Genomic DNA, 23,317 nt, shown 5'->3' on the forward strand with positions numbered 1-23,317 from the left:
GTTCCCGTTCCTTCGAGCGGGGCCGGATGCCGAGCATCAGGCCTCGCCGTTCACATACTGTCCTAAACCACGGAGGCCGACCTGTGCCGGTGACCGCGTCATTGTGATTTCGGGCCAGCGCCCGATACCCGCGGCGTGCCGCGGTAGGTTTCGAGCAGAGTTGCGCGCTTCACTACACCTTCACCTGCCTGCCCTGCAAGCACGCAAGCATGGATAAACGCATTCTGGCCCATCTGCTCGTCCAATTCCGCCCCGGTGAGCAGGTGAAAGGCGGGAACTTCCGCCTCTGCCCCTGTTCCGAGGTGCCAGGCCTTTCGGGCCTGGTCGATCTTTCTCACGCCATCTGGCGCGGCATCCTGCGAATGGAAGACCGCGATGGCTTCTCCGCTGCGCACCGCCGCCTCGACCTTCGCCGCCCCGGTGATGAACTGGCCGGCTTTGCGGGCCATATTCATCATCCCGATCAGCTGCGTGACCAGAAGCCGCTCGACCACGGACCCGAGTTCCGGATCCGCCTTCACATCCCGTTTCAGTGCCCGGGCGAAGAGCTTCTTCGCCACGGCCTTGTCGACGGCCTCGCGGCTGGGGCTGACCCAGCAGCCCCGGCCCGGAAGCGCCCGCTTCAGATCAGGGACCACGGTCCCGTCGGGTGCCGCCACGAAACGCAGAAGCGTCTCGGGCGATCCGCTTTCGCGGGTGACGATGCACATGCGTCCGTTCACGTCGGAGAGGTCGAAGTCGTCTTCGGCCTCTGTCGCGTCGGGCGTCTGCGCGCCCATCACGTTGCCTGCTCGGCTTCTTCGCCTTCGAGTACGCCTTCAGCTTCGACTTCGGCCGCGAGGTCTTCCTCGGTGATCCAGCCGGCTGCGAGGCGGGCCTGCACGATCATGGCTTCAGCTTCGGCGCGCGAGATGTCGAATTTCGAGAACAGGCCCTCGAACTTCTTGGTCTCGCCGTCCTTGCGTTCGCTCCAGCCGACCAGGTCGTCGGCAGCGCAGCCGGCGAAGTCCTCGACCGTCTTGATGCCGTCTTCGCCGAGCGCGACCATCATCTGCGAGGTCATGCCGTCGATCTGGCGCAGTTCGTCCGCAACGCCGAGTTCGCGGCGCTTCGCATCCATCTCTGCCTCGATCTTCTCGAGGTACTCACGGGCGCGGGTCTGAATTTCCTGCGCGGTGTCTTCGTCGAAGCCATCGATCGACGCAATTTCGTCGAGCTCGACATAGGCAACTTCTTCAACCGCAGCAAAACCTTCCGACGCCAGAACCTGGCCGACCATTTCATCAACGTCGAGCGCATCCATGAACAGGTTCGTACGCTCGTTGAATTCCTTCTGACGACGCTCGGATTCTTCCGCTTCCGTCATGATGTCGATGTCCCAGCCGGTCAGCTGCGATGCAAGGCGAACGTTCTGACCGCGACGGCCGATGGCCAACGACAGCTGCTCGTCCGGAACGACGACTTCGATGCGCTCTGCATCTTCGTCGAGAACGACCTTGGCGACTTCAGCCGGCTGCAGGGCGTTGACGATGAAGGAGGCCGGATCCTGGCTCCACGGGATGATGTCGATCTTTTCACCCTGCAGTTCGCCGACGACGGCCTGAACGCGGGAACCGCGCATACCGACGCAGGCGCCGACCGGATCGATCGAGCTATCGTTCGAAATCACGGCGATCTTGGCGCGCGAACCCGGGTCACGGGCAACCGACTTGATCTGGATGATGCCGTCGTAGATCTCAGGAACTTCCATGGTGAAGAGCTTCACCATGAACTGCGGATGGGTACGCGACAGGAAGATCTGCGGGCCACGCTGCTCGCGGCGAACATCGTAAACATAGGCGCGGACGCGGTCGCCGTAGCGGAAGGCTTCGCGCGGGATCATCTCGTCACGACGGATAATGCCTTCACCACGGCCGAGATCGACGATTACGTTGCCGTATTCGACGCGCTTGACGGTGCCGTTGACGATTTCGCCAACGCGATCCTTGAACTCGTCGAACTGGCGGTCACGCTCGGCTTCGCGAACCTTCTGCACGATGACCTGCTTGGCCGACTGGGCGGCAATACGGCCGAAGTCCATTGGCGGCAGCGGATCGGCGATGAAGTCGCCGAGCTTGGCGTCGACATTGCGGTCACGGGCCAGCTCAAGTGCGATCTGGGTTGCGTAGTCCTCGACCTTCTCGACCACTTCCAGAAGGCGCTGCAGACGGATCTCGCCGGTCTTGGAGTTGATGTCGGCACGGATGTTGGTTTCGCTGCCGTAGCGCGACCGGGCAGCCTTCTGAATCGCGTCGGCCATGGCGGCGAGCACGATTTCGCGGTCGATCACCTTTTCACGGGCGACGGCATCTGCGATCTGCAAGAGCTCAAGCCTGTTAGCACTGACTGCCATTGTCTTAGGTCTCCGTCTTCACGCCCGGGCATCGGCCTCGGGCTATAGGTCAAAACGTTATTCTTCGCTGTCGTCTTCGTCGTTCTGGTTCGCGGCCTGCGCCTTGGCGAGCTTGTCGGCACGCAGCGCATCACGGATCAGATCGTCCGTCAGAATGAGTTTGGCTTCAGCGAGTGTGTTGAAGGGGATAGCCACCTTCGGCTCTTCGCCATAGGCCACCTGATCGCGTTCCAGGGTAAAGCCGTCCTGGTTCACGTCGGTAATCTTGCCGCGGAAGCGCTTGCGGTTGTCGACCAGGATCGACGTCTCGCACTTCACGATATGGCCCTGCCAGCGGCTGAAATCCGACTTGCGAACCATCGGGCGGTCGATGCCCGGCGACGACACTTCCAGATGATACGCCTTGTCGACCGGATCCTCGACGTCGAGAACCGGGGAAACTGCCATCGATACGGCTTCGCAATCTTCGACGGTCATCGTGCCGTCGGTGCGTTCTGCCATGATCTGCAGTGTCATTCCGTTCTGGTTCATCATACGCACGCGAACCAGCTTGAAATCCATCGCGACGAGCACGGGCTCGATAATCTCTGCGATACGACGGTCAAGGCCCGTCTCGATGATGATCCGTGCTTCGCCGAGTTCCGGCTTCGGCATATCTTCGGACAATCGTTTTACTCCCGATTGGCTGTGATCGCCAATAAAAAAGAGCGGGTCCTTTCGGGCCCACCCTTCATCTGTCGATCAAGAATTTGAAGCTCATATAGCCGACCGCCCCGGCTTTTGCAAGCTTTTAGCCGAAGCGTGAAAACAAACTTGCCATCCATGCGTTGCGCAAGGCAAGGTTTGACCCGCCACAGCTGTTTCCAAACATGGTTGTGGCCAGAGAAGTTCAAGACATGTCCACACACGAAAGCCGTTCCCCGCTCCTGCCGCTGCGCAACGAAGCCTATCGCCGGATCTGGCTTGCCAGCATCTCGTCCAATCTCGGCGGTCTGATCCAGGGTGTTGGAGCCGCCTGGATGATGGCCTCGATCTCGACCTCCGAAAACATGGTGGCGCTGGTTCAGGCCTCGAACACCGGCCCGATCATGCTCTTGTCCCTGATCGCCGGAGCCATCGCCGACAGCTTCGATCGACGCCGCGTCATGATCGCCGCCCAGCTCTTCATGATCGTGGTCTCGGCGCTTCTGACGCTGTTTGCCCTGCTTGATCTCATCACGCCCTGGGCGCTCCTCGCCTTCACCTTCCTCATCGGCTGCGGCACCGCGCTCAACAACCCGTCCTGGCAGGCCTCTGTCGGCGATATCGTCCCGAGGGCGGATCTGCCTGCCGCCGTATCGCTCAACAGCATGGGCTTCAACATCACCCGCAGCGTTGGCCCAGCGATTGGCGGTGCAATCGTCGCCGCCGCAGGTGCGGCAGCCGCCTTTGCGGTCAACACGCTGTCCTACTTCGCCATTACCTATGCCCTCTTCCGCTGGCAGCCGAACATTCCGAAGAACCCGCTGCCACGCGAGCAGCTCGGCTCGGCAATCGGCGCCGGCCTGCGCTACGTCGCCATGTCGCCCAATCTCGGCAAGGTGCTGTTCCGCGGCTTTGTCTTCGGTCTCACCGCGACCGCCATTCTTTCGCTCCTGCCGATTGTTGCTCGCGACCAGCTTTTGGGCGGCCCGCTCACCTTCGGCGGCTTGCTCGGTGCTTTCGGCCTCGGCGCCATCTTCGGCGCACTCGCCAACCAGCGCGCCCGGGAACTGCTGTCGAGTGAAGACATCGTCCGCGCCGCCTTCGCCGGCTTTGCCGTTGCCGCCGGCGTCACGGGCATCAGCACCTCGGTCTGGATCACGGCGATTGCGCTGATGGTCGCTGGCGCCTGCTGGGTTCTGGCGCTCTCGCTGTTCAACACCGTCGTCCAGCTTTCGGCACCCCGCTGGGTCGTCGGTCGGGCCCTCTCGCTCTACCAGACCGCGACCTTCGGCGGGATGGCAACGGGCAGCTGGCTCTGGGGCAGCGTCGCCGAAAGCTACGGGTCCGACCATGCGCTGGTGGCCTCAAGCCTTTTGATGATGGTCGGCGTCTTCATCGGCTTCTTTCTTCCCATGCCCGCTTTCGCCACCCTTGATCTCGATCCGCTGAACCGTTTCAACGAGCCGGCCCTCAAGCTCGACATCCGCCCGCGCAGCGGCCCGATCGTCATTCATGTCGATTTCGAGATCGCCGACGAAGACGTTCCAGAATTCCTAAGGATCATGGTCGAGCGTCGCCGCATCCGCCTGCGCGACGGTGCGCGCAACTGGACGCTGATGCGCGATCTGGAGAACCCTGACATCTGGACGGAAACCTATCACGTGCCGACCTGGGTGGACTACGTCCGCCACAACCAGCGCCGCACCAAGGCCGATGCCGAGATCACCGACCGCCTGATCGAACTGCATCGCGGCGACAGGCCGCCCAAGGTGCACCGGATGATCGAACGTCAGGCAATCCCACCGGCCGACGACGTCTTCCACCAGTCGCACATCGATCACCACTGATGGCGGGTCTCAGCGCAGCTTCGCCTTGAGGTCGGCGCTCGGATAGCAGGTGGGTTTCATCCCGTTCTTCGCCTGCCATTCGCCGAGCGACCGCCGCGTCTTGAAACCGGGCAGGCCATCCACCTTGCCGACATCATAGCTTTGCGCCACCAGCGCCTGCTGCATGGCAAGCACATCCGAGCGCAGCATCTTGCCGACATCGCCCCAGGGCGCCTTGAACGCACCGCCACCGCTCGCAATTCGGTCAGCGAGATTGCCGATGAACAAGGCATAGAGGTCGGAATTGTTGTATTCCTTGAGCACGTAGAAATTCGGCGTCACCAGGAATTCCGGACCATAGGTGCCGGCCGGCACCAGCATCATCGCCGGCTGAAACGCCTCCGACGAAGGGAATGCTCGACCAGAAATCCGGGTCAGCCCGCCGCTTGCCCAGGCTGAGACAGCCTTTGCTCTGTCTGGCCCTTCCTGTGCACAGGAAACGCCGTCTGGAATGGTGATCTCGTAACCCCAGTCGCGACCCCTCTGCCAGCCGCTCTTCACCAGATAGTTGGCTATGGATGCCAATGTATCCGGCACCGAATTCCAGATGTCGCGTTTGCCGTCGCCGTCGAAATCGACGGCGTATTTCAGGTAGCTTCCCGGCATGAATTGCGGCTGTCCCAAAGCCCCCGCCCAGGAGCCCATAAGCTTCTCGGCACTGACATCCCCGCTTTCGACGATATGCAGCGCCGAAATCAGCTCCTGCTGAAACATCGGCCTGCGCGTCGACATGAAGGCCTTGGTCGCCAGCACGTCGATCGCCGGATGCGGCAGCTTTGCCCGGCCATAACCCGACTCGCGGCCCCAGATCGCAACGATGATCGAGCCGGGAACGCCATAGGTCGCCTCGACCTTGCGCAGTGTCGCCGCATGCTGACTTGCAAGGGTCCGACCGGTCGCGGCCAGTCCCTGCAGACGCTTCTCATTGAAATAGGAGGCTGGTGAGCTGAACTCTGCCTGGCTCTGCGTGCGCTCCCTAGGCGGCGCTGTGCCCGGAGGCACGAGATCAGGCAGGTCCCAGTTCAGCTGGACGTTCTGAAGCGTCCGGTCGAATATCTCCTTGCTGATCCCGCCTTCCTGAGCGGCGCGCCAAAGGTCGCTGGCGATCCATTGCCGGAACTGTGCCTCGACGGCGCTGCGCGACGCGGCGGCGGCCGACGAGGCGAAACTCCCGGCTAGAACCAGTGAAACGGTGGTCAGTATCAAGCGAAACGGCTTTCGAAGTCGTGCCATCGATCGTTCCTCCCGGAATACAGTCAGATTGCAGTGCGTGCCCTGATCGCCGCAGACAGTGTTCCCTCGTCCAGATAGTCGAGCTCGCCACCGACAGGTACGCCATGGGCAAGCCGCGTGATCTTCACATCAAGCCCTGTCAGGTGGTCGGTTATATAGTGTGCTGTGGTCTGCCCCTCGACGGTCGCATTAACAGCGATAATGATCTCGCGGACCCCGCCTTTCGCTACCCGGTCGATCAGCCCCTTGATGTTGAGATCATCAGGCCCGATCCCGTCGAGTGGCGACAACGTGCCCCCCAGCACGTGATAGGCGGCATTCATCGCGGCTGCGCGCTCCAGTGCCCAGAGGTCTGAGACGTCCTCGACGACGATGATGACAGACTGGTCGCGAGCGACGTCAGTGCAGACGGTGCACGGATCGACGGTGTCGACATTGCCGCAGCAGGAGCAGATTTTCACCTTGTCATAGGCCTCGCCCATGGCGTGACCTAAGGGGCCGAGAAGCTGATCCTTCTTCTTGATCAGATGCAGTGCTGCACGCCGTGCCGAGCGTGGTCCAAGCCCCGGGACTTTCGCCAGGAGCTGGATGAGTTTCTCGATTTCGGGGCCGGTGACTCGTTTTGCCATGGCGGCGTTTCTAGCCCATATAGACGCCAAACGGAATCGCCGAAGGAGCGCCCCAGATGAAAATCCTCGCCGTCTGCCTTGGTCGACCCGAGATCCTGCCGGGGAAGAAATACAAGACCGGCATCAACAAGCTCGCCATCCAGGGTCCGATCATGGTCGATGCCGAAGGCCTCGTCGGAGACGCCATCCTCAATCGCAAACACCATGGCGGCGTCGATCAGGCCGTCTATATCGAGGGCTCCATCGATCTCGACTGGTGGCAGGCCGAGCTCGGCCGCGATCTGCCCTATGGCACGTTCGGCGAGAACCTCGTGATCGAAGGCCTGGAAAGCGCCCAGTTGGCGGCCGGCGACAGGCTGGCGATCGGCGAAGTGCTTCTTGAAGTCACCTCCGCCCGCATGCCCTGCGCCACCTTCGCCGCCAAGATGGGCGATCCGACCATCGTCAAGCGCTACACCCGCGCAGCCCGCCCGGGCGCCTATGCACGCGTCCTTCTGGGTGGCATGGTCGAAGCCGGCCAGGCCGTCGAATTCACTCCCTGGAGCGGCGACCGCGTGACGATGCGCGAGATGATGGCGACCTTCGGCCGCAGGCTGAGCGACGCCGATCGAGCCCGCTACATGGCGGCTCCCGTCCACTACAAGGTTCGCGACGCGATCCGCGCCGGGGAGATGTGAGCCTCCGCCAAAGGTCGTAAAGCCGCCCGGCTTTACCCGCCCCATGCTTCTCGCCATCATGCCGCCCGCTTGGAGGAGTGATGGACCCGAGGAGAACAGAGCTGACCGCAGCCGATGGCGTGCGGCTGACCGGTCATTGGTGGCGATCCGCTGACGGAGCGCCTGTTGGGACCGTCATCGTCAATCCGGCAACTGGCGTCCAAGCCCGCTATTACCATCGCTATGCCGCCTACCTCGCGGCAAACGGCTTCTCCGTCCTCACCTATGATTATCGCGGTATAGGGCTCTCCCGTCCCGAAAGCCTTGAAGGATCGACCTTCACCTGGCGCCAATGGGGCGAGCAGGATTTCGATGCCGCGCTGCGCCAAGCGCTGCAGGAGGACAAGACGGGACGCGTTCTTGTCGTCGGCCACAGCATCGGTGGCTTCCTGCCGGGCTATTCGCCGGCGGTCGGGCGCGTCTCGGCCATGCTCTCGGTCGGCGGGCAATACGGCTATTGGGGGGACTATCTGCCAGCACGACGCCTGCCGCTCTTTTTGAAATGGCATGTCGCGATGCCGGCCATTACCCTTGCACTCGGCCATTTTCCGGGCAAGCGCCTGGGTTGGCTGGAGGATTTGCCGAAAGGGGTCGCCTATGGCTGGGGGCTGCAGCAGGGCCGGGCGGAACAGGGCCTGTCGCGAGAGGCGGCCGAAGTCATGCGCGACCGGTTCGCGACCGCAGCCTGCCCGATCCTCAGTGTCGCCATGTCGGATGACGAGATCGCGACGCCGAAGGCAATAGATCGTGCGATGCGTTACTATCGCCGCGCGGCGGTGACCAAGGTGCTGCTCGCACCACAAGACCTCGGTTTTGACCGTATCGGTCACTTCGATCTCTTCCACGCCCGCCATGAGGGTGGCTTCTGGAGTGAGAGCCTGGTGTTTCTACGCGAAGGGGAGAATCCTTGGGGTGATCGGGTCTATCGCTGACAGACCCGATCACCTTTTTCGAGCAGAATGAACTGCTTGATCAGAACGGGAACTTCATGCCCGGCGGCAGCGGAATGCCGGCGGTCAGTGCCGCCATCTTTTCCTGCGCCTGGGCTTCGCCCTTGTCCTTGGCATCCTTGTGGGCGGCAACGATCAGGTCTTCGAGGATCTCGACATCGTCTTCCTTGAACAGTGACGGATCGATCTTGATGCTGCGCATCTCGCCTTTGCCGCTCAGGACAACGGTCACCATGCCGCCACCAGACTTGCCTTCGATTTCGAGTGCAGCAATCTCTTCCTGCATCTTCTCCATCTTGGACTGCATTTCCTTGACCTTGCCCATCATGCCCATGATGTCGCGCATTACCGTCTCCTTGGATTGTTGTCTTGTTCTGCGGGAAGGGGTCCGAACCCTAGAATTCGATGTCGTCGCCCGGCAGGATGTCGCCATCGGCGGATTCGGCTGCTGCCGGCGGTGCCGCCACGATGTCGTCGTCCTCGATCGCAGCTGCCTTGATCCGCACGTCGGTCACCTTGGCGCCGGGAAAGCGTGCGAGGATCGCCGCTACGTCGGGGTCCTGCCGCGCATCGACCAGCCGCGCCTCGCGCGTCGTCTTTTCGACTTCGACCAGAGTCGGCGCGCCCGCCTCGTTGGACAGCGTCACCCACCAGGTGATGCCGGTCCACTCGCTGAGCTTCATCTTCAGCTCGTTGACGATACCAGGCGGGCATTGCGATTCGAGGCGAATCTCCAGCCGGCCCGGCTCGATCTTCACGAGATGCACGAACTGGCGAAGCTGAGCCCGCAACACGGGCGCCCGGTTCTTGGTGCAGAGATCAGCGATATCGTCGAGTGTCTCAACGCGAACGCCCGGGACCGGCGCTTCCTCGACCTTGGCTTCCCGCCGCTCCATCGCTTGCGGCAGCGCATCACCAGCCGGCACGCTCTGCAGATGCGCAACCGGTTGGCTCATTGCCGGGCGCGGGGCGCTATCCTGCGAAGGTTGGCCCACGGCCTGCACGCGCATCGCCATCGAGGCCCCACCGCCGCCGCCATTCGGCCGCGGCGCAGAAGGCGCGCGATCTCCGCCACCTTCACCATTCGACAATTCGAGCAGGCGTCGCGCAGCATCTTCGGGCGAGGGCAGATGGGCGGCATGCGCAAGCCGGATCAGCACCATCTCGGCAGCCCCTGCCGGTCGCGACGAGGCCTCCGCTTCCGGGATGCCCTTGAGCAGCATCTGCCACATGCGCGACAGCGTCGTCACTGCCACGTTCTCTGCGAGGTCAGCGCCGCGCACGCGCTCGACTTCGGAAAGCGAGGGATCCTGTGCGGCTGAGGGAATGTATTTGAGCCGGGTCACCAGATGGGTGAAATCGGCAAGATCGGTCAGCACCACGGTCGGGTTGGCACCCGCCTCATACTGGCTGCCGAATTCGGAAAGGGCTGCTGCCACATCACCGCGCACGATATGGTCGAAAAGGTCGACGATACGGGCCCGGTCTGCAAGACCCAGCATGGAACGCACGGCATCGGCATGCACCACGCCGCTGCCGTGGGCGATCGCCTGGTCGAGCAGCGAGAGCCCGTCACGTGCCGAGCCTTCTGCAGCACGCGCAATCATCGCCAGCGCGTCTTCGTCCGCCTCGATGCCTTCCTTCGACGCAATGGTCGAAAACAGCCCGACAAGATCCCCCGCACTGATGCGGCGCAGGTCGAAGCGCTGGCAGCGGGAGAGCACGGTGATCGGGACCTTGCGGATTTCGGTCGTCGCGAAAATGAACTTCACATGCTCCGGCGGCTCTTCGAGCGTCTTCAGCAGCCCGTTGAAGGCCGCCGTCGACAGCATGTGCACTTCGTCGATGATGTAGACCTTGTAGCGCGCTGAAACCGGGCGGTAGCGCACCTGCTCGATGATCTCTCTGATATCGTCGATACCGGTATGCGATGCCGCATCCATCTCGATCACGTCGACATGCCGGCCTTCCATGATCGCCTGGCAATGTTCGCCGGGGATGCGAAGGTCGATCGTCGGCTTGTCGATCTCAGCGGTCTTGTAATTCAGTGCACGCGCCAGAATACGGGCCGTGGTCGTCTTGCCCACCCCGCGCACGCCGGTCAGCATATAGGCCTGGGCGATGCGGCCGGTTTCGAACGCATTGGTCAGCGTCCGCACCATCGGCTCCTGGCCGACCATCAGGTCCGTGAAATCCTTGGGGCGATATTTGCGGGCGAGAACGCGGTAGCCGCCGGGGGCGGGCTTGGCCTCTGCAGTCGGCTCGAAATCGCTCATCGCGTTGCCAGCTTCCCCGTCGCCCGGCTCCGGGCATGGCACGGCCCGTGTTGGAAACAAAGGCCGGAAATGAAGATGAGGTGGGAGGCTGGCACGATGACCCGTGCCGCGCTCGTTAGGGCTGCTTCCTTCCGGACCTGACCCGGTTGGCGAGTGGCTCGTCCACCACCAACCTCCCAAGGAGACATATCGGCAATAACGTCGCCAAATGCAAGCCAAGCGCCAAAAAAACTGCTAAGCAGGTTCCGGAAAAATGTCCTGCGGTTTTCCGATCAGAACCTGCGACAAAGAAAGATCGCCAGACAGCATTGCCTGGCATCAAAAAAAACAAAGCGGAGAGAAACACCGTGCAGCCATTCACCCTGGATGAGCGTCTTGGCAGAGACAGCGAGTCGATCCTGAAACTCGGCCTTTGCGACCTGCGGCTTGCCCGGGATAGCCGCTGGCCGTGGCTGATTCTCGTCCCGCAGCGCCCTGAGGTATCGGAGATCTTCGACCTGACGCCACTCGACCAGGCCATGCTGACCTTCGAGCAAGTGACCGTTGGCACGGCGCTGAAAAAGGCGACCGGTGCCGAGAAGATCAACATCGCGGCGATCGGTAATATCGTGCGCCAGCTTCACGTGCATGTCGTCGCACGCAGCGAAAATGACCCGAACTGGCCCGGCCCCATCTGGGGCTTTGGCCAGTCTGTACCGTATGAGGAAAAGGCCTTCGAGGCCATGAAGCACAGGATACTTGAAGCATTCCAATGAAGAACTCGATTTTCCTCAACCGTGCCCCCCATCTTGAACCCAGCGAACTTACGGCCTTTTCCGGCAACAAGCTCGACCGTGACAGCGAACATCGCGACGAGACCTCGCTTGAGCAGGCACTCAAGGTCGAGGGCATGCACATCCTCGCCTTTTCCGGCACTCAGCTCGTACTGAAGCATGATGGCCAGGTTCTCGATCCGCTCTTTGCCCCTTACGAGCTCGCGGATCTCCAGCCGAACTTCGATGACGCCATTTTGCTCGGCCACCAGGCCTCTGGTGAGCCGCGTCTTGCAATCCCCGTCAGTGTCGCGCCGGAAGCGCTCGCCGCCCAATACAAGCCCGCCGACCCCCGTGCGCTTTTCCGCGATGCCCTGATCGGTGACGAACTGCTCGGCGAAGTCGCCCAGGCACTCAGCCTCCTGCGCTGGAACGCCGACAACAAGTTTTGCGGTCGCTGTGGCGGCACGATGGACATGCTCATCGGTGGCTACAAGCGCAAATGCACCGCCTGCGCCCACGAAATCTTCCCGCGCACCGATCCGGTCGCCATCATGCTGGTCGTCGATGAAAAGAAGGATCGCTGCCTGATGGGGCGGAGCCCGCGCTTTCCGGCAGGCATGTATTCCTCGCTCGCCGGTTTCGTCGAGCCGGGCGAGACGATCGAAAACGCCGTCCGCCGCGAAACACGCGAGGAATCCGGTATCACAGTCGGCCGCGTCCGCTATCACGCCTCACAGCCTTGGCCGATGCCGCACCAGCTGATGATCGGCTGTTACGGCGAGGCGATGAATTTCGACATCACCTTCGATACCGCCGAACTCGAAGACTGCCGCTGGTTCACCCGCGACGAGATTGGCCGGATGCTGTCGGAGGGTTCAGCCGATGGCAGGACCCTGCCGATCCACGGCACGATCGCCCGTCGTCTGATCGAGGATTGGTACGAGTGGCGGCACTGAGCAATTTCCGCCAAAGTGCGTAGCGGTTCTGCGGCCGGAATTGCGCGAAAACAAAAAATAGAGCGTTCCGGCGCTTCTTTTCGCCGGAACGCTCTATGCCGCCACCGTAGTGATCAGAGCTTGCCGCGCATCTCATGCGCCTTGTAGACGCCGAGGATGCGCACCTTCTCGGAGAAGAAGCGCAGCTCTTCCAGTGCCCGCTTGACCGGCGCATCGTCCGGGTGCCCCTCGATATCGGCATAGAACTGTGTGGCGATGAACTTGCCGCCGATCTGATAGCTTTCGAGCTTGGTCATGTTGACCCCGTTCGTCGCAAACCCGCCCATTGCCTTGTAGAGGGCTGCCGGAATGTTGCGCACGTTGAACACGAACGTCGTGATGAAGTGCTCGTCATCGCTCACGCGCTTCGGCTCGTCCTCGTCGCGGGATAGCACGACGAAGCGGGTGACGTTGTTTTCCGAATCCTCGACATTCTCAGCGATGATGTCGAGCCCGTAGAGCGGTGCCGCAAGCCGCGGCGCAAGGGCTGCCATCGTGCGGTCGCCCTTCTCCGAAACGAGCTTGGCAGCCCCCGCCGTATCGCCGGCGACGACTGCCTTCCAGCCATGGCTACGGATGATCTTGCGGCATTGGCCGAGCGCATGGATATGGCTGTGAACGGTGCGGATCTCGTCCAGCTTGACGCCCGGCAGCACCATCAGCTGGAAGCGGATCGGCATGAAATACTCGCCGACGATATGCAGGCGCGACAGCGGCAGCAGGTAGTGGATGTCGGCGACGCGACCGGCGAGCGTATTTTCAATCGGGATCATCGCCAGATCCACTTCTCCCGTCTCCAGCGCCACGAAGGCATCCTCGAAGGTAGGGCAGGGCAGGGGCTCCATGTTGGGGAACATGTCGCGGCAGGCCATGTCGGAATTGGCGCCGTAGTCGCCCTGGAAGGAAATCTTGTTCGTCGGTGCCAAGGGATCAGTGTCCTGCGTTTGAGGAGGATGCGGAAAGGATGCGGCGTGCTTTTTCAAGGTCTGCGGGCGTGTCGACGCCGAGCGGCACGGTTTTCACGATCTGGGCATCGATCCGCATGCCCGCTTCCAGCGCCCTGAGCTGTTCGAGCGATTCCCGCCTTTCGAGCGTGGACGGGCGCAGAGTAACGAAGCGTTCGAGCGCGGCGCGCCGATAGGCGTAGAGCCCGATATGGTGGTAGAGCGGGCCGGCACCGTAGGGCGCGGTGGCACGCGTGAAATAGAGTGCACGCAACCTGTCCTCGGAAAGCGGCGAGCCGATTACCTTTACCACGTTCGGGTTCGTCTTCTCCTGCTCGTCCTCGATTTCGACGGTGAGCGTGGCGATGTCGACTGCAGGATCTTCCAGTGGTTCAAGTGCCGCGCGGATGGTCTGCGCATCGATCGTCGGCAGATCGCCTTGAACGTTGATGACGATCTCGGCCACGCCATCGGGGTCTACCTTCGTCAGCGCCTCGAATATGCGGTCGGAACCGGACTGGTGATCCCCACGGGTCATGACCACTTCGAAACCTGCGGCCTCAACGGCGTCGAAGACCCTCTGGTCGTCGACGGCGACGATGATTCGCCCGACCTCTGCCTCCTGAGCCCGTTTTGCGACCTGCACGATCATCGGCAGACCTGCGATGTCGGCCAGCGGCTTGTCCGGAAGACGGGTCGACGCCATGCGTGCCGGGATCAGGATCAAGGTTTTGGCAGCTCTGCCTTCATTCATGTCCATAACCCCTTCAAATCACCATACAGAAGTGTCAAATAGTCCCAGCCGCGGGACCATAATCGTGTTGCAAGTGTTATGCAAAAGACATAGGTTCCGCGCGATTTCAAGATCGTCCGGTTGCTCATCGGCCGGCTGCACGGGGAGCTTTGCAGATGAACTCTTATACCAACATGGGCGTGGGTGCCTTTCTCGGCACCGTCTTCGTCCTGATGTCTGTGTCCATCGCGTCGGAAGGGATATTCCATTCTGAAGCGCCTGAGCAGGAAGGCTTCGCCATCGTGGCCGAAGAGGCTGCTCCGACTGACGCAGCACCGGAAGTCGCTGCCACTCCCATCGCAGTCCTGCTGGCCAGCGCCGATGCAGCCGCGGGTGAATCTTCTTTCAAGAAGTGCGCGAGCTGTCACACCGTCGACAAGGGTGGCGCCAACAAGGTTGGCCCGAACCTCTATGGCCTTGTCGACCGTCCGATCGCCTCGCATGAAGGCTTCAGCTATTCGGCTGCCATCAAGGAATTTTCGCAGGGCGGCAGCGAGCTCTGGACCTGGGACCACCTGAACGAATTCCTCCTCGCTCCGAAGCAGCATATCCCCGGCACGTCGATGGGTTTCGCAGGCCTCAAGAAGGACGACGAACGCGCCAACGTGATCGTGTATCTGCACACCATGGCCGACAGCCCGGTTCCGCTGCCGTCGCCTGAAGCTGCTGCACCGGCTGAAGATGCTGCTGCGCCTGCTGACGCCGCTCCGGCAGATGCCGCTGCCGCACCTGCAGAGGCTCCGGCGGAAGCCGCCCCGGCAGACGCGGCGCCTGCGGCTCCAGCTGAGCCCGCGCCAGCTGCCCCGGCAGAGCCTGCTCCTGCACAGCCTGCAACGCCCTGATCGTCATAGCCCGCTGGCATTGACGCTACTGAGACACGCGCCCGGCCCTTGTGGTCGGGCGTTTGTTTTGTCAGCGTCAGAGTAGGAACAGCGCCCAAAGTGAAACGGTTGCCACGCCGGCAGCAGTCGAGAGGGTAATGACCGAGGCTGCCAGTCCCTGGCCCACACCGAAGCGGTTTGCAATCAGCCAGGCATTGATACCCGTCGGAACGGAAGAGGTCAGAACGAGTGCTGCCGTCCATTGCGGTGAGAGCCCAAGCAGCGTGGATGCGAGCCAGACCACGGCTGGCATCAAGCCGAGCTTCAGCAGCGAAATGCTGCCAGCAATTTTTATGTTTCCCGCCATCCCGTATTTGTTCAGCGTCATGCCGAGCGAGATCAGTGCTGCCGGTGCTGCCATGCCGGCTACCTGAGCGACGATGCCGTCGATCAGCGCCGGAACAGGGGTGCCTACAAGCTGCAGAAGGACCCCGCCGGCGAGGCCAATGATCAGCGGATTGCGCACAAGATTGCCGCCCACCTGTTTGGAAACAGCGAGAATGCCTGTGGCATTGCGTCCTCCGCTTCTCTGCTCTGCCCGTTCCATGGCCAGAACGCCGGCGATCATCATCAGCGGCAGGTGCACGGCGAGCAGGATCGACATGGCGACGATCCCTTCCGGTCCGACGGTGCGTTCGACAAGCGGCAGGCCGATGAAGACATTGTTGGCAAAGGCTGCGGAAACGCCAGCGAGCACGCCGACCTTTTGGTCACGTCCGAAGATGCGCGTTGCCAGAAGATGGCCAATGATCCAGGTGATCAGAACCCCGGAGAAATAGGCGATCCACAACCGAAACGGAGAGGCGCCGTGGAAGTCGGCATTGGCGATCGTCCGAAGCAGAAGGAGCGGCACCGCGACCTTGAACACGAAGTCGCCCAACCCGTCACCGATCTCCGCGGTCAGGATCTTCAACCGGACGACCGCCCAGCCAAAGAGAATGAGAATGAAGATGGGAAGGACGTCCTGGGCAACGGTGGTCATGAAAATCGACTCGTCATGGCAAGAAAGCCCTTCTTAGGCTTCTTGCCGCGCCCGGCCAATCCATCAGAAACGACAAAAGCAGGCGGGAGCCTGCTTCGACGCCCGGTTACACCCGGGTGGGATCTGCCGCCAGTACATCCGTGGTCGGCTTTCCCGTACGGAACCGTTCATGTCCCGGTGGACTCCAGGGGAGATGGTCATCCACGGCGAATTTGATACCCGCCCGATGTAACGACCAGATGACGTCGGCCTGCTTTTCCCTTCCCATCGGCGGAAAAACGGCTATGACCGTCAGGCCAAGCAAACGGAGCCCCGGACCTCATGAGCCAGTTCGATGTCCTGACGATCGGCAACGCCATCGTCGACATTATTTCTCGCTGCGACGACCAGTTTCTGATCGACAATGCCATTACCAAAAGCGCAATGAACCTGATCGACGCCGAGCGTGCCGAACGGCTCTACGGCATGATGGGGCCGGCTGTGGAAGCCTCTGGCGGCAGCGCCGGCAACACGGCGGCCGGTATCGCCAATTTCGGCGGCAAGGCGGCTTATTTCGGCAAGGTTGCCGAGGATCAGCTCGGTGAGATCTTCACCCATGACATCCGCGCCCAGGGCGTCCATTTCCAGACCCGTCCCCTGGGCAGCCAGCCACCGACGGCCCGCAGCATGATCTTCGTCACCGAAGACGGCGAGCGGTCGATGAACACTTATCTCGGCGCCTGCGTCGAGTTCGGCCCCGAGGATGTCGAGCCCGACGTCGTCGCCAAATCCAAGGTCACCTATTTCGAGGGTTATCTCTGGGATCCGCCGCGCGCCAAGCAGGCGATCCTCGACTGCGCCCGCATTGCCCACGAGGCGGGCCGGGAAATGTCGATGACGCTCTCCGACAGCTTCTGTGTCGGTCGCTACCGTGCCGAATTCCTGGACCTGATGCGCTCCGGCACGGTCGACATCGTCTTTGCCAACGAGCAGGAAGCCCTGTCTCTCTACGAAACGGACGATTTCGCTCACGCGCTTGATCTGATCTCGAAGGATTGCAAGCTGGCCGCCGTTACCATGGGCGATCAGGGTGCCGTCATCGTGAAGGGGGAGCAGCGCATCCGTGTCCCTGCCACCAAGGTCGAGACGGTGGTCGATACGACAGGTGCCGGCGATCTCTTCGCCTCCGGCTTCCTGTATGGCTACACCAATGGTCGAAGCTTCGAGGATTGCGGCCATCTTGGCTGCTATGCGGCTGGCGTCGTCATCCAGCAGATCGGCCCCCGACCGATGATGTCGCTTGCGAAGGGCGCTTCGGCGATCGGCCTTATTTGAAGGCCTCGCCCGGGTAGGCGCCCCAGATCTCATTCTGCGAGATCCAGCCGTTGACGCCGCCGGCCTCGGCCTGACACCAATTGCCGTTGCACTCCTTGAGCCTGAGCACGACGCCGGGCTCGAGCTTGGCAATGATGGCTGCGGACGAGTTGGAATCGCGTCGCATCATGACGTAGACAGCGTCGCCGTTGCCGCGCATCCACGGGGCGGCAACCGCCGTGCGCTCCCCGGTGAGTAGGGTCTGGTTCACCCAGCCCTCGGTCCCGTCAGCATCGCGGATCTGCCGCCAGTTTTCGTATTCGCGGATGATTTCGACCGGCAGTCCCGACTTCATGTAGCGCCAGGAGACGGCGTAGTCGGTGCTCGGACCGATACGCAGGTTCACCCTTTCGGCCTTCAGGCTGACGAACCGCGGCAGCGGCAGCCCGCTCGAACCCTTGGTCGTGGATTGGGCATGACCGGCGATCGGGCCGGCCACGAGAGACAGCGCAAGAACGCTGAATGCAATGCTGACGCGGCACAGATTATGAAACATGGTCATTCCGGGCTTAAGCTGTGGAAATGAAGGGCTTTCTGACCACCCCGAGACGCGTCGCGCGTATCAGGGACAAATCCGCCGTCATCCGACGAGTTTTGTTTGTCTTCGCCGACGGGTTTGGTAGAAATTGCCTTCCTGAGAAGCGAAGTATCCCGCGACTTGGTTAACGAGTTCTGAAGAAGGCATCGATGCGGCCCATGACGAACAGGAAAAGACCCCAGGTCTATATCACGCGGAAACTGCCCGATGCCGTGGAAACGCGCATGCGCGAGCTCTTCGATGCGGAATTGAATGTCGATGACAAACCTCGCACGCGCGAAGAATTGATCGCCGCCGTCAAATCGGCAGACGTGCTTGTGCCGACCGTGACCGACCGAATCGATGCAACCCTGATTGCCGAAGCCGGCCCGCAACTGAAGCTCATCGCCAGCTTCTCGAACGGTACGGATCATATCGACATCGATGCCGCCGCGAAAAAGGGCATCACCGTCACCAACACGCCGAACGTTCTGACCGAAGACACGGCCGACATGACCATGGCGCTCATTCTCGCCGTGCCGCGCCGTCTCGTTCAAGGCGCGCGCGTGCTGATGGACAAGCCTGGCGAATGGGAGGGCTGGTCGCCCACCTGGATGCTCGGACGCCGAATCTGGGGCAAGCGCATCGGCATCATCGGCATGGGCCGCATCGGCACTGCCGTGGCCCGCCGTGCCAAGGCCTTCGGCCTGTCTATCCATTATCACAACCGCAAGCGGGTCAGTCCGGCGACCGAGGACGAGTTGGAGGCGACCTATTGGGACAGCCTCGACCAGATGCTCGCCCGCGTCGACATCGTTTCGGTCAACTGCCCTTCGACGCCGGCAACCTTCCACCTGCTCTCGGCCCGTCGCCTCGCCCTGCTGCAGCCGACAAGCTACGTCGTCAACACCGCCCGTGGCGACATCATCGACGAGGACGCGCTGGTCCAGGCATTACGTGCCGGCAAGATCGCCGGTGCGGGTCTCGACGTGTTCGAGAACGAGCCAGCAGTCAACCCGAAGCTGGTGAAGCTCGCCAACGAGGGCAAGGTGGTGCTCCTACCGCATACCGGTTCGGCGACGATCGAAGGCCGCATCGATATGGGCGACAAGGTCATCATCAATATCAGAACCTATTTCGACGGCCACCGCCCGCCGAACAGGGTGCTGCCGAACCGCAACTGAGCCGCGTCAGGTCAGTCGCTTCTGCATCTCGATATAGGTCGGGCGGTCATAGCCGGCATGGCTTCTCTCGGCGGTTCTGATGAACCCCCAGGCGCCGAACCGGTCATGGTTGCCGGTCAGTTCGATCCGGGTCTCTAGCCGCAGCGCCTGTTTGCCTAAGCGTTGGGCGATCGCCTCGCCCTCCGCCAGCAGACGTCCGCCGATCCCCTTGCCTTGCGCCTCTGCGGCAACCGCGAGTTTGCCGAGATAGAGAAAATCCGGTTCGGGACGCAGAAAGGCGCAGCCCGCGAGGTTTGCGTCCATCTCTGCGATCAGTGCGATTTCGTCACGGGCCTTGTCCGTGAGGGAGGCGATGGTCAGGCGATGCGCGGAGGAGGGAGGGTCGATGACGCCGTCCATATAGGCGAAGGACGCCATGATCAGCGCCAGCAGTTCCTCGTACTGCGAATAGCTCGGATCAATCTGACGGATGACGATGCTCATGTTCCTGCCCGGCGTTTGTAGCGGATGGTATCGAAACGGGCCGCAAGCCCATCATACATCAACAGCCGTCCGACCAATGGCTCGCCGATCCCGGTGATCACCTTGATCGCCTCCATGGCCATCAGGGTGCCGATGACACCCGTTAGCGCGCCGATGACACCGGCTTCTGCACAGGCTGGGATCAAACCCTCTGGCGGCGGTTCGGGGAAGAGATCGGTATAGCGCGGATACGCCACCCCGTCCGGCCCGCTCTCATAGGGTTTCAACACTGTCACAGTTCCGTCGAAGCGCCCGACGGCCCCCGTTACCAGCGGCACCTTCGCAAGTTCCGCAGCATCCGCTGCCGAATAGCGCGTCGAAAAATTGTCGGAGCCGTCGATCAGCAGCGTAAAGCGGGGCAGGTAATCGCGTGCGAAGTCAGCATCGAACCGCTGCTCGTATCTCATGACACGGCAATGGGGGTTGAGCCGCGCGATTGCCTGCGCTGCACTCTCGGTCTTCATTTCACCCAGCGTTCCCGTGTCGTGGATCACCTGCCGCTGGAGATTGGAGAGCGACACCCCGTCGTCATCGACGATTCCGAGCGTGCCGACGCCGGCCGCTGCCAGATACTGCAGCACTGGCGAGCCGAGCCCGCCAGCGCCGATCACCAGCACGCGTGCGGCTTTCAGCAGTTGCTGTCCATGGCCGCCGACTTCTGGCAGCAGTATATGGCGATGATAGCGGGAGAGTTCTTCGGGCGAGAGCGGGTCCATGGGCGCTACCTTGCCACCCGAACATGAAGATGAAAAGCGCGCTCACGCATCGATCTCACCGTCTGTCACCGTCACGAACTGCGCCCGGTCGCCCAGTGCAGAAAACATTGCCTTGTCCGTGCCCGTCATGAAAGCCTGGCCGCCGAGTGCATCGATGCGGGCAAAGAGCGATGCTCGCCGGCCCTCGTCAAGATGCGCGGCGATCTCGTCGAGCAGCAGGATCGGCGCAAAGCCCGTCATGGTCGCCACCAGCCGGGCATGGGCGAGTACGAGCCCGATCAGGAGAGCCTTCTGCTCTCCCGTTGAGCAGCGCTCGGCGTCCATGTCTTTCTCGATGTGTCGCACCATGAGATCGGCCCGGTGCGGTCCATCCAATGTCCGACCGGCTGCCGCATCCCGATGGCGGGATTGTGCGAGGATCTCGATGTAGCGCTCTTCGAATTCGAACGCCGGTAGATCGGCCAGATCATCGAGAAAGCCGGTCAGGGCGAGGGAGGCAGATGGAAAGGCGGAGGTTTCCCTGTCCGCCTCGATCAGGCCGGAGAGCAATCCCAGCATCTCGCGCCGTGCGGCCGCCATGGCAACGCCCAGCGCTGCCATCTGCTGCTCGATGCCGGACAGCCAGGTCGGATCGAAGCGCCCTTCCGAGAGCAGCTTGTTGCGACTGCGCATGGCGCGCTCGAAATCGCTGGCTCGTCGTCCATGCGCTGGGTCGAGGGAGAGGACCAACCGATCGAGGAAACGGCGTCTATCGGAAGAGGAGCCGGTGAACAACCCGTCCATGGCCGGCGTCAGCCAGAGGATGCGCAGGTGGTCGGTGAGTTCGTCGACCGACTTTGCCGGGCCGCCATTGATCCGGAGACGCCGGACGAGGTTGCCTTCCTCCGTGGTCTCTGTGCCGGTGCCGATATCGGCCTCGCCAGCCATGCCGTCAATGGCGGCAAAGACGGTGAAGCTTCCGGAGGCCCCAATACGCGGAATGTCAGAGAGCACCGCACGGCGCAGGCCACGCCCGGGCGAGAGGAAGGAGATCGCTTCCATGAAGTTGGTCTTGCCGGCCCCGTTGTCGCCGACCAGCACCACATGCCGTCCGTCCAGCGCAAGGCCTGCCTGCGCATAGTTGCGGAAGTCTGTGAGTTTGAGCCGCTGGATCTGTGTCTTCTGGGTCATCGGTCGGATTCGCTGTCGCCTTGAGCTAGGCCGAATGTGTCGTGAAGGCAAGGCGCAAGCGCGCTTTCTGGAACTTGCCGAGGTGTGCGGCGCTTGGCGACATGGAACTCTTTTTCAGACGCGTTAGTTTTACGTTATTGCCGCCGCTCTGGAGCCAGGCCATGTCTCTGCATTCCGATGATCTCACGCCCGAAGAAGCCCGACGCGACCACTGGGAGATGCTCGGCTTTCTTGCCCTCAACGCATCGCTCGGTGCAGCAATCGGTTTCCTGGTCGCTTTTGCCATCGTCTGGCTTGACCTCGGCGGCCTTGGCACCTCGCTCTCGCGCTCCAGCCACCCCGTGCTTCCGACGGTCATGATGGCCGTGCCGCTGGCGCTGATCTTTGCCGCGGCCGTGACCGCCTCTGCCGTCATGACCATGCCGTATCGCAAGAAGAAGCAGCGCTGATCCGATCCCTTCAGCGCCACGTTTGACGGGGCGTCCGTCTTGCGGCATCTAGGCCGCTTGAGAGACGATGGAGAAGATCATGGACACGCAGGACGAGCGCATCACGCGTCTGGAAGAGACCGTCGCCCATCAGACGCGGGTCATCGAGGAACTGTCGGACCAGCTGACCGAGCAATGGAAGGTGGTCGAACAGACCCGGGCCAAGCTGGATCGGCTCACGGAGCGCTTCCTGTCACTGGAAGAGCAGGGCCTGGAAGCCCCGGCCATCACCCGCCCGCCGCATTACTGAGCGTCACGACCTGTCGTCGCAAAGCCGGTCAGCACGGCATCGACGATGTGTGCGATCTGATCGCGTGACGGGTTGAGCCGACCTGTCAACAGCCGCTGCCAGCAGAAGCTCGAGAACAGTTCCATGACGAGTGGGATGTCGAGGCCGGAGCGGATATCACCGCGCGCCACGCCCCGCTCCAGGATCACGCCGCTTGCCCGGCAGCGCGTCACTGCGTAGTCGCGCAGCGCCTCCAGAGCCGCCGGATCGCTCTGTGCCTCGGCGATGATCGAGCGGAAGACCTCGCCGCCACTCCTCTGCCAGAAGCCGAGCAACGTCTCGAGAAAGGCGATCAGGTCGCCGCGTGCGTTTCCGGTATCAGGATAGAAGGTCTCGCCCTTCTGCCGGTGGTACACATCGAGAAGCAGCGCTGCCTTCGAAGGCCACCAGCGATAGATCGTCGGCTTTCCGGCCTTGGCCCGTCGTGCCACTGCTTCGATCGAGAAGGCTGACAACCCGCCCTCGCGCAGGATCTCGGCCGCTGCCGTCAGGATGGCGTCCTCGCTGGCCGGGTTCCGCTGTGCACCGATCGATGTACGCTTTGTGATGTCAGGTGCAGTTGTCGTCACAGTCTTTACTCCTCTGCTATTCCCATACCAGAAAAATCTATTGAACGAAACGGCTCGTTTCAATATAAACGGAACGTACCGTTCTTATGGAGCCTCCCATGTCCACTTCGTCTGCATCCCGCCCAACACCGTCCAAGCATCGCCTTGCCCTGCTGATGCTGCTCGTCATCTATCCCTTCGTCACCGCCATTCTCTACGTCCTCATGCCCTTGACCGAAGGTTGGCCGATCTGGGCTCGCACGGCACTTCTGGCGCCGATCATGGTGCTGTCGATCGTCTATGGTATCGCTCCGGCGATCCACAGGCACTTTGCCTGGTTCATCCTGCGCCAGCCGCGTCTGCTGGCCTGACCTCATGCAAAAGGGGCGGCCCCCTTTCGGACCGCCCCTTGCA

26 protein-coding genes and 1 other RNA gene are annotated in these 23,317 nt (G+C 62.1%); 11 read left to right on the top strand and 16 right to left on the bottom strand.

What is annotated here, in order from left to right; genetic code table 11:
• Nucleotides 1-98: 98 nt before the first annotated feature.
• The 3 genes from GH983_RS20720 to rimP are packed head-to-tail and all read right to left on the bottom strand — an operon-like array spanning nucleotide 99 to nucleotide 3,046.
• Nucleotides 99-779, bottom strand: a complete 681-nt coding sequence (locus tag GH983_RS20720; RefSeq protein ID WP_069042624.1) for an RNA-binding protein — start codon at nucleotides 777-779, stop codon at nucleotides 99-101.
• On the bottom strand, nucleotides 779-2,392 hold the full coding sequence (gene nusA / locus GH983_RS20725) for a transcription termination factor NusA (RefSeq protein ID WP_054149388.1): 1,614 nt from the start codon (nucleotides 2,390-2,392) through the stop codon (nucleotides 779-781). The genes GH983_RS20720 and nusA overlap by 1 nt, the downstream gene beginning before the upstream one ends.
• Before the next feature lie 57 nt (nucleotides 2,393-2,449).
• Nucleotides 2,450-3,046 (bottom strand): ribosome maturation factor RimP, encoded by a 597-nt coding sequence (gene rimP / locus GH983_RS20730; RefSeq protein ID WP_153763660.1) that lies wholly within the window; start codon nucleotides 3,044-3,046, stop codon nucleotides 2,450-2,452.
• A gap of 242 nt (nucleotides 3,047-3,288) precedes the next feature.
• Between rimP and GH983_RS20735 the strand changes: the two genes are divergently transcribed.
• Nucleotides 3,289-4,923, top strand: coding sequence for an MFS transporter (locus GH983_RS20735; RefSeq protein ID WP_153763374.1), 1,635 nt, complete (start codon nucleotides 3,289-3,291; stop codon nucleotides 4,921-4,923).
• 9 nt (nucleotides 4,924-4,932) lie between these two features.
• Here GH983_RS20735 and GH983_RS20740 read toward each other — a convergent pair whose 3' ends face one another.
• Both GH983_RS20740 and recR read right to left on the bottom strand, forming a co-directional pair.
• Complete coding sequence (locus GH983_RS20740) at nucleotides 4,933-6,195, bottom strand: lytic murein transglycosylase (RefSeq protein WP_153763375.1); 1,263 nt, start codon at nucleotides 6,193-6,195, stop codon at nucleotides 4,933-4,935.
• A gap of 23 nt (nucleotides 6,196-6,218) precedes the next feature.
• The gene (gene recR / locus GH983_RS20745) at nucleotides 6,219-6,824 is read right to left on the bottom strand and encodes a recombination mediator RecR (protein ID WP_069042621.1); all 606 of its coding nucleotides are present in this window, start codon (nucleotides 6,822-6,824) and stop codon (nucleotides 6,219-6,221) included.
• A gap of 56 nt (nucleotides 6,825-6,880) precedes the next feature.
• Here recR and GH983_RS20750 point away from each other — a divergent pair, with 56 nt between their 5' ends.
• Together GH983_RS20750 and GH983_RS20755 are read left to right on the top strand one after the other, a co-directional pair.
• On the top strand, nucleotides 6,881-7,501 hold the full coding sequence (locus GH983_RS20750) for an MOSC domain-containing protein (RefSeq protein WP_153763376.1): 621 nt from the start codon (nucleotides 6,881-6,883) through the stop codon (nucleotides 7,499-7,501).
• Between the two features lie 80 nt (nucleotides 7,502-7,581).
• Entirely contained in the window at nucleotides 7,582-8,472 is an 891-nt protein-coding gene (locus GH983_RS20755) for an alpha/beta fold hydrolase (protein ID WP_153763377.1), read from the top strand.
• A 40-nt stretch (nucleotides 8,473-8,512) separates the two neighbouring features.
• Here the strand turns inward: GH983_RS20755 and GH983_RS20760 are convergent, their stop codons facing one another.
• From GH983_RS20760 to ffs, 3 genes are all read right to left on the bottom strand, one after another.
• Complete coding sequence (locus tag GH983_RS20760; RefSeq protein WP_054149392.1) at nucleotides 8,513-8,836, bottom strand: YbaB/EbfC family nucleoid-associated protein; 324 nt, start codon at nucleotides 8,834-8,836, stop codon at nucleotides 8,513-8,515.
• Nucleotides 8,837-8,885: 49 nt separating this feature from the next.
• A complete protein-coding gene (locus GH983_RS20765; protein WP_153763378.1) occupies nucleotides 8,886-10,766 on the bottom strand; it encodes a DNA polymerase III subunit gamma/tau in 1,881 nt (626 codons plus the stop codon).
• Between the two features lie 80 nt (nucleotides 10,767-10,846).
• Nucleotides 10,847-10,943, bottom strand: an RNA gene (gene ffs, locus GH983_RS20770) — signal recognition particle sRNA small type.
• A 170-nt stretch (nucleotides 10,944-11,113) separates the two neighbouring features.
• Between ffs and GH983_RS20775 the strand changes: the two genes are divergently transcribed.
• On the top strand, nucleotides 11,114-11,521 hold the full coding sequence (locus GH983_RS20775; RefSeq protein WP_153763379.1) for an HIT family protein: 408 nt from the start codon (nucleotides 11,114-11,116) through the stop codon (nucleotides 11,519-11,521).
• Nucleotides 11,518-12,477, top strand: coding sequence for an NAD(+) diphosphatase (nudC, locus tag GH983_RS20780; protein ID WP_153763380.1), 960 nt, complete (start codon nucleotides 11,518-11,520; stop codon nucleotides 12,475-12,477). Before GH983_RS20775 ends, nudC begins: the two co-directional genes overlap by 4 nt.
• 113 nt (nucleotides 12,478-12,590) lie before the next feature.
• On the opposite strand, the gene GH983_RS20785 is transcribed toward nudC, so the two are convergent.
• Together GH983_RS20785 and GH983_RS20790 are read right to left on the bottom strand one after the other, a co-directional pair.
• Nucleotides 12,591-13,388 carry a prephenate dehydratase gene (locus tag GH983_RS20785; protein ID WP_246727591.1) on the bottom strand — a complete coding sequence of 266 codons (798 nt, stop codon included), beginning with the start codon at nucleotides 13,386-13,388 and terminating at the stop codon, nucleotides 12,591-12,593.
• 58 nt (nucleotides 13,389-13,446) lie between these two features.
• On the bottom strand, nucleotides 13,447-14,214 hold the full coding sequence (locus tag GH983_RS20790) for a 3-deoxy-manno-octulosonate cytidylyltransferase (protein ID WP_054149511.1): 768 nt from the start codon (nucleotides 14,212-14,214) through the stop codon (nucleotides 13,447-13,449).
• A 155-nt stretch (nucleotides 14,215-14,369) separates the two neighbouring features.
• Between GH983_RS20790 and GH983_RS20795 the strand changes: the two genes are divergently transcribed.
• On the top strand, nucleotides 14,370-15,095 hold the full coding sequence (locus GH983_RS20795) for a cytochrome c family protein (RefSeq protein WP_069042614.1): 726 nt from the start codon (nucleotides 14,370-14,372) through the stop codon (nucleotides 15,093-15,095).
• 76 nt (nucleotides 15,096-15,171) lie between these two features.
• On the opposite strand, the gene GH983_RS20800 is transcribed toward GH983_RS20795, so the two are convergent.
• The gene (locus GH983_RS20800; RefSeq protein WP_153763382.1) at nucleotides 15,172-16,116 is read right to left on the bottom strand and encodes an AEC family transporter; all 945 of its coding nucleotides are present in this window, start codon (nucleotides 16,114-16,116) and stop codon (nucleotides 15,172-15,174) included.
• A gap of 321 nt (nucleotides 16,117-16,437) precedes the next feature.
• On the opposite strand from GH983_RS20800, the gene GH983_RS20805 reads away from it, so the two are divergent.
• The gene (locus GH983_RS20805) at nucleotides 16,438-17,430 is read left to right on the top strand and encodes an adenosine kinase (protein ID WP_153763383.1); all 993 of its coding nucleotides are present in this window, start codon (nucleotides 16,438-16,440) and stop codon (nucleotides 17,428-17,430) included.
• Here the strand turns inward: GH983_RS20805 and GH983_RS20810 are convergent.
• The gene (locus tag GH983_RS20810; protein ID WP_150127470.1) at nucleotides 17,423-17,965 is read right to left on the bottom strand and encodes an SH3 domain-containing protein; all 543 of its coding nucleotides are present in this window, start codon (nucleotides 17,963-17,965) and stop codon (nucleotides 17,423-17,425) included. The genes GH983_RS20805 and GH983_RS20810 overlap by 8 nt on opposite strands.
• A gap of 200 nt (nucleotides 17,966-18,165) precedes the next feature.
• On the opposite strand from GH983_RS20810, the gene GH983_RS20815 reads away from it, so the two are divergent.
• Entirely contained in the window at nucleotides 18,166-19,170 is a 1,005-nt protein-coding gene (locus GH983_RS20815; protein WP_054149512.1) for a D-glycerate dehydrogenase, read from the top strand.
• Between the two features lie 6 nt (nucleotides 19,171-19,176).
• On the opposite strand, the gene GH983_RS20820 is transcribed toward GH983_RS20815, so the two are convergent.
• The 3 genes from GH983_RS20820 to recF are packed head-to-tail and all read right to left on the bottom strand — an operon-like array spanning nucleotide 19,177 to nucleotide 21,578.
• Entirely contained in the window at nucleotides 19,177-19,653 is a 477-nt protein-coding gene (locus GH983_RS20820; protein ID WP_153763384.1) for a GNAT family N-acetyltransferase, read from the bottom strand.
• On the bottom strand, nucleotides 19,650-20,408 hold the full coding sequence (locus tag GH983_RS20825; RefSeq protein WP_153763385.1) for a molybdopterin-synthase adenylyltransferase MoeB: 759 nt from the start codon (nucleotides 20,406-20,408) through the stop codon (nucleotides 19,650-19,652). The genes GH983_RS20820 and GH983_RS20825 overlap by 4 nt, the downstream gene beginning before the upstream one ends.
• A 42-nt stretch (nucleotides 20,409-20,450) precedes the next feature.
• The gene (gene recF, locus GH983_RS20830; protein WP_054149401.1) at nucleotides 20,451-21,578 is read right to left on the bottom strand and encodes a DNA replication/repair protein RecF; all 1,128 of its coding nucleotides are present in this window, start codon (nucleotides 21,576-21,578) and stop codon (nucleotides 20,451-20,453) included.
• Between the two features lie 161 nt (nucleotides 21,579-21,739).
• Between recF and GH983_RS20835 the strand changes: the two genes are divergently transcribed.
• Nucleotides 21,740-22,027: a hypothetical protein gene (locus tag GH983_RS20835; RefSeq protein ID WP_069042610.1), complete on the top strand. Its 288-nt coding sequence runs from the start codon at nucleotides 21,740-21,742 to the stop codon at nucleotides 22,025-22,027.
• Between the two features lie 79 nt (nucleotides 22,028-22,106).
• A complete protein-coding gene (locus GH983_RS20840; RefSeq protein WP_054149513.1) occupies nucleotides 22,107-22,316 on the top strand; it encodes a SlyX family protein in 210 nt (69 codons plus the stop codon).
• Here the strand turns inward: GH983_RS20840 and GH983_RS20845 are convergent.
• A complete protein-coding gene (locus GH983_RS20845) occupies nucleotides 22,310-22,924 on the bottom strand; it encodes a TetR/AcrR family transcriptional regulator (RefSeq protein ID WP_069042609.1) in 615 nt (204 codons plus the stop codon). The two genes, GH983_RS20840 and GH983_RS20845, sit on opposite strands and share 7 nt — an antisense overlap.
• Nucleotides 22,925-23,022: 98 nt before the next feature.
• Between GH983_RS20845 and GH983_RS20850 the strand changes: the two genes are divergently transcribed.
• Complete coding sequence (locus tag GH983_RS20850) at nucleotides 23,023-23,274, top strand: hypothetical protein (protein WP_246727450.1); 252 nt, start codon at nucleotides 23,023-23,025, stop codon at nucleotides 23,272-23,274.
• Nucleotides 23,275-23,317: the final 43 nt, after the last annotated feature.

It is taken from the genome of Agrobacterium sp. MA01 (assembly GCF_009650195.1).
Taxonomy (GTDB): Bacteria; Pseudomonadota; Alphaproteobacteria; order Rhizobiales; family Rhizobiaceae; genus Allorhizobium.

Bases quoted from the DNA above. Each gene is read 5' to 3' on its own strand.
- GH983_RS20835 (WP_069042610.1), top strand. From the start codon at position 21,740: ATGTCTCTGCATTCCGATGATCTCACGCCCGAAGAAGCCCGACGCGAC.
- GH983_RS20790 (WP_054149511.1), bottom strand. From the start codon at position 14,214: ATGAATGAAGGCAGAGCTGCCAAAACCTTGATCCTGATCCCGGCACGC.
- GH983_RS20765 (WP_153763378.1), bottom strand. From the start codon at position 10,766: ATGAGCGATTTCGAGCCGACTGCAGAGGCCAAGCCCGCCCCCGGCGGC.
- GH983_RS20785 (WP_246727591.1), bottom strand. From the start codon at position 13,388: ATGGCCTGCCGCGACATGTTCCCCAACATGGAGCCCCTGCCCTGCCCT.
- GH983_RS20735 (WP_153763374.1), top strand. From the start codon at position 3,289: ATGTCCACACACGAAAGCCGTTCCCCGCTCCTGCCGCTGCGCAACGAA.
- nusA (WP_054149388.1), bottom strand. From the start codon at position 2,392: ATGGCAGTCAGTGCTAACAGGCTTGAGCTCTTGCAGATCGCAGATGCC.
- GH983_RS20755 (WP_153763377.1), top strand. From the start codon at position 7,582: ATGGACCCGAGGAGAACAGAGCTGACCGCAGCCGATGGCGTGCGGCTG.
- GH983_RS20800 (WP_153763382.1), bottom strand. From the start codon at position 16,116: ATGACCACCGTTGCCCAGGACGTCCTTCCCATCTTCATTCTCATTCTC.
- nudC (WP_153763380.1), top strand. From the start codon at position 11,518: ATGAAGAACTCGATTTTCCTCAACCGTGCCCCCCATCTTGAACCCAGC.
- rimP (WP_153763660.1), bottom strand. From the start codon at position 3,046: ATGCCGAAGCCGGAACTCGGCGAAGCACGGATCATCATCGAGACGGGC.
- GH983_RS20750 (WP_153763376.1), top strand. From the start codon at position 6,881: ATGAAAATCCTCGCCGTCTGCCTTGGTCGACCCGAGATCCTGCCGGGG.
- GH983_RS20850 (WP_246727450.1), top strand. From the start codon at position 23,023: ATGTCCACTTCGTCTGCATCCCGCCCAACACCGTCCAAGCATCGCCTT.
- GH983_RS20740 (WP_153763375.1), bottom strand. From the start codon at position 6,195: ATGGCACGACTTCGAAAGCCGTTTCGCTTGATACTGACCACCGTTTCA.
- GH983_RS20805 (WP_153763383.1), top strand. From the start codon at position 16,438: ATGAGCCAGTTCGATGTCCTGACGATCGGCAACGCCATCGTCGACATT.
- recF (WP_054149401.1), bottom strand. From the start codon at position 21,578: ATGACCCAGAAGACACAGATCCAGCGGCTCAAACTCACAGACTTCCGC.
- GH983_RS20760 (WP_054149392.1), bottom strand. From the start codon at position 8,836: ATGCGCGACATCATGGGCATGATGGGCAAGGTCAAGGAAATGCAGTCC.
- GH983_RS20820 (WP_153763384.1), bottom strand. From the start codon at position 19,653: ATGAGCATCGTCATCCGTCAGATTGATCCGAGCTATTCGCAGTACGAG.
- GH983_RS20720 (WP_069042624.1), bottom strand. From the start codon at position 779: ATGGGCGCGCAGACGCCCGACGCGACAGAGGCCGAAGACGACTTCGAC.
- GH983_RS20795 (WP_069042614.1), top strand. From the start codon at position 14,370: ATGAACTCTTATACCAACATGGGCGTGGGTGCCTTTCTCGGCACCGTC.
- GH983_RS20815 (WP_054149512.1), top strand. From the start codon at position 18,166: ATGACGAACAGGAAAAGACCCCAGGTCTATATCACGCGGAAACTGCCC.
- recR (WP_069042621.1), bottom strand. From the start codon at position 6,824: ATGGCAAAACGAGTCACCGGCCCCGAAATCGAGAAACTCATCCAGCTC.
- GH983_RS20825 (WP_153763385.1), bottom strand. From the start codon at position 20,408: ATGGACCCGCTCTCGCCCGAAGAACTCTCCCGCTATCATCGCCATATA.
- GH983_RS20840 (WP_054149513.1), top strand. From the start codon at position 22,107: ATGGACACGCAGGACGAGCGCATCACGCGTCTGGAAGAGACCGTCGCC.
- GH983_RS20810 (WP_150127470.1), bottom strand. From the start codon at position 17,965: ATGTTTCATAATCTGTGCCGCGTCAGCATTGCATTCAGCGTTCTTGCG.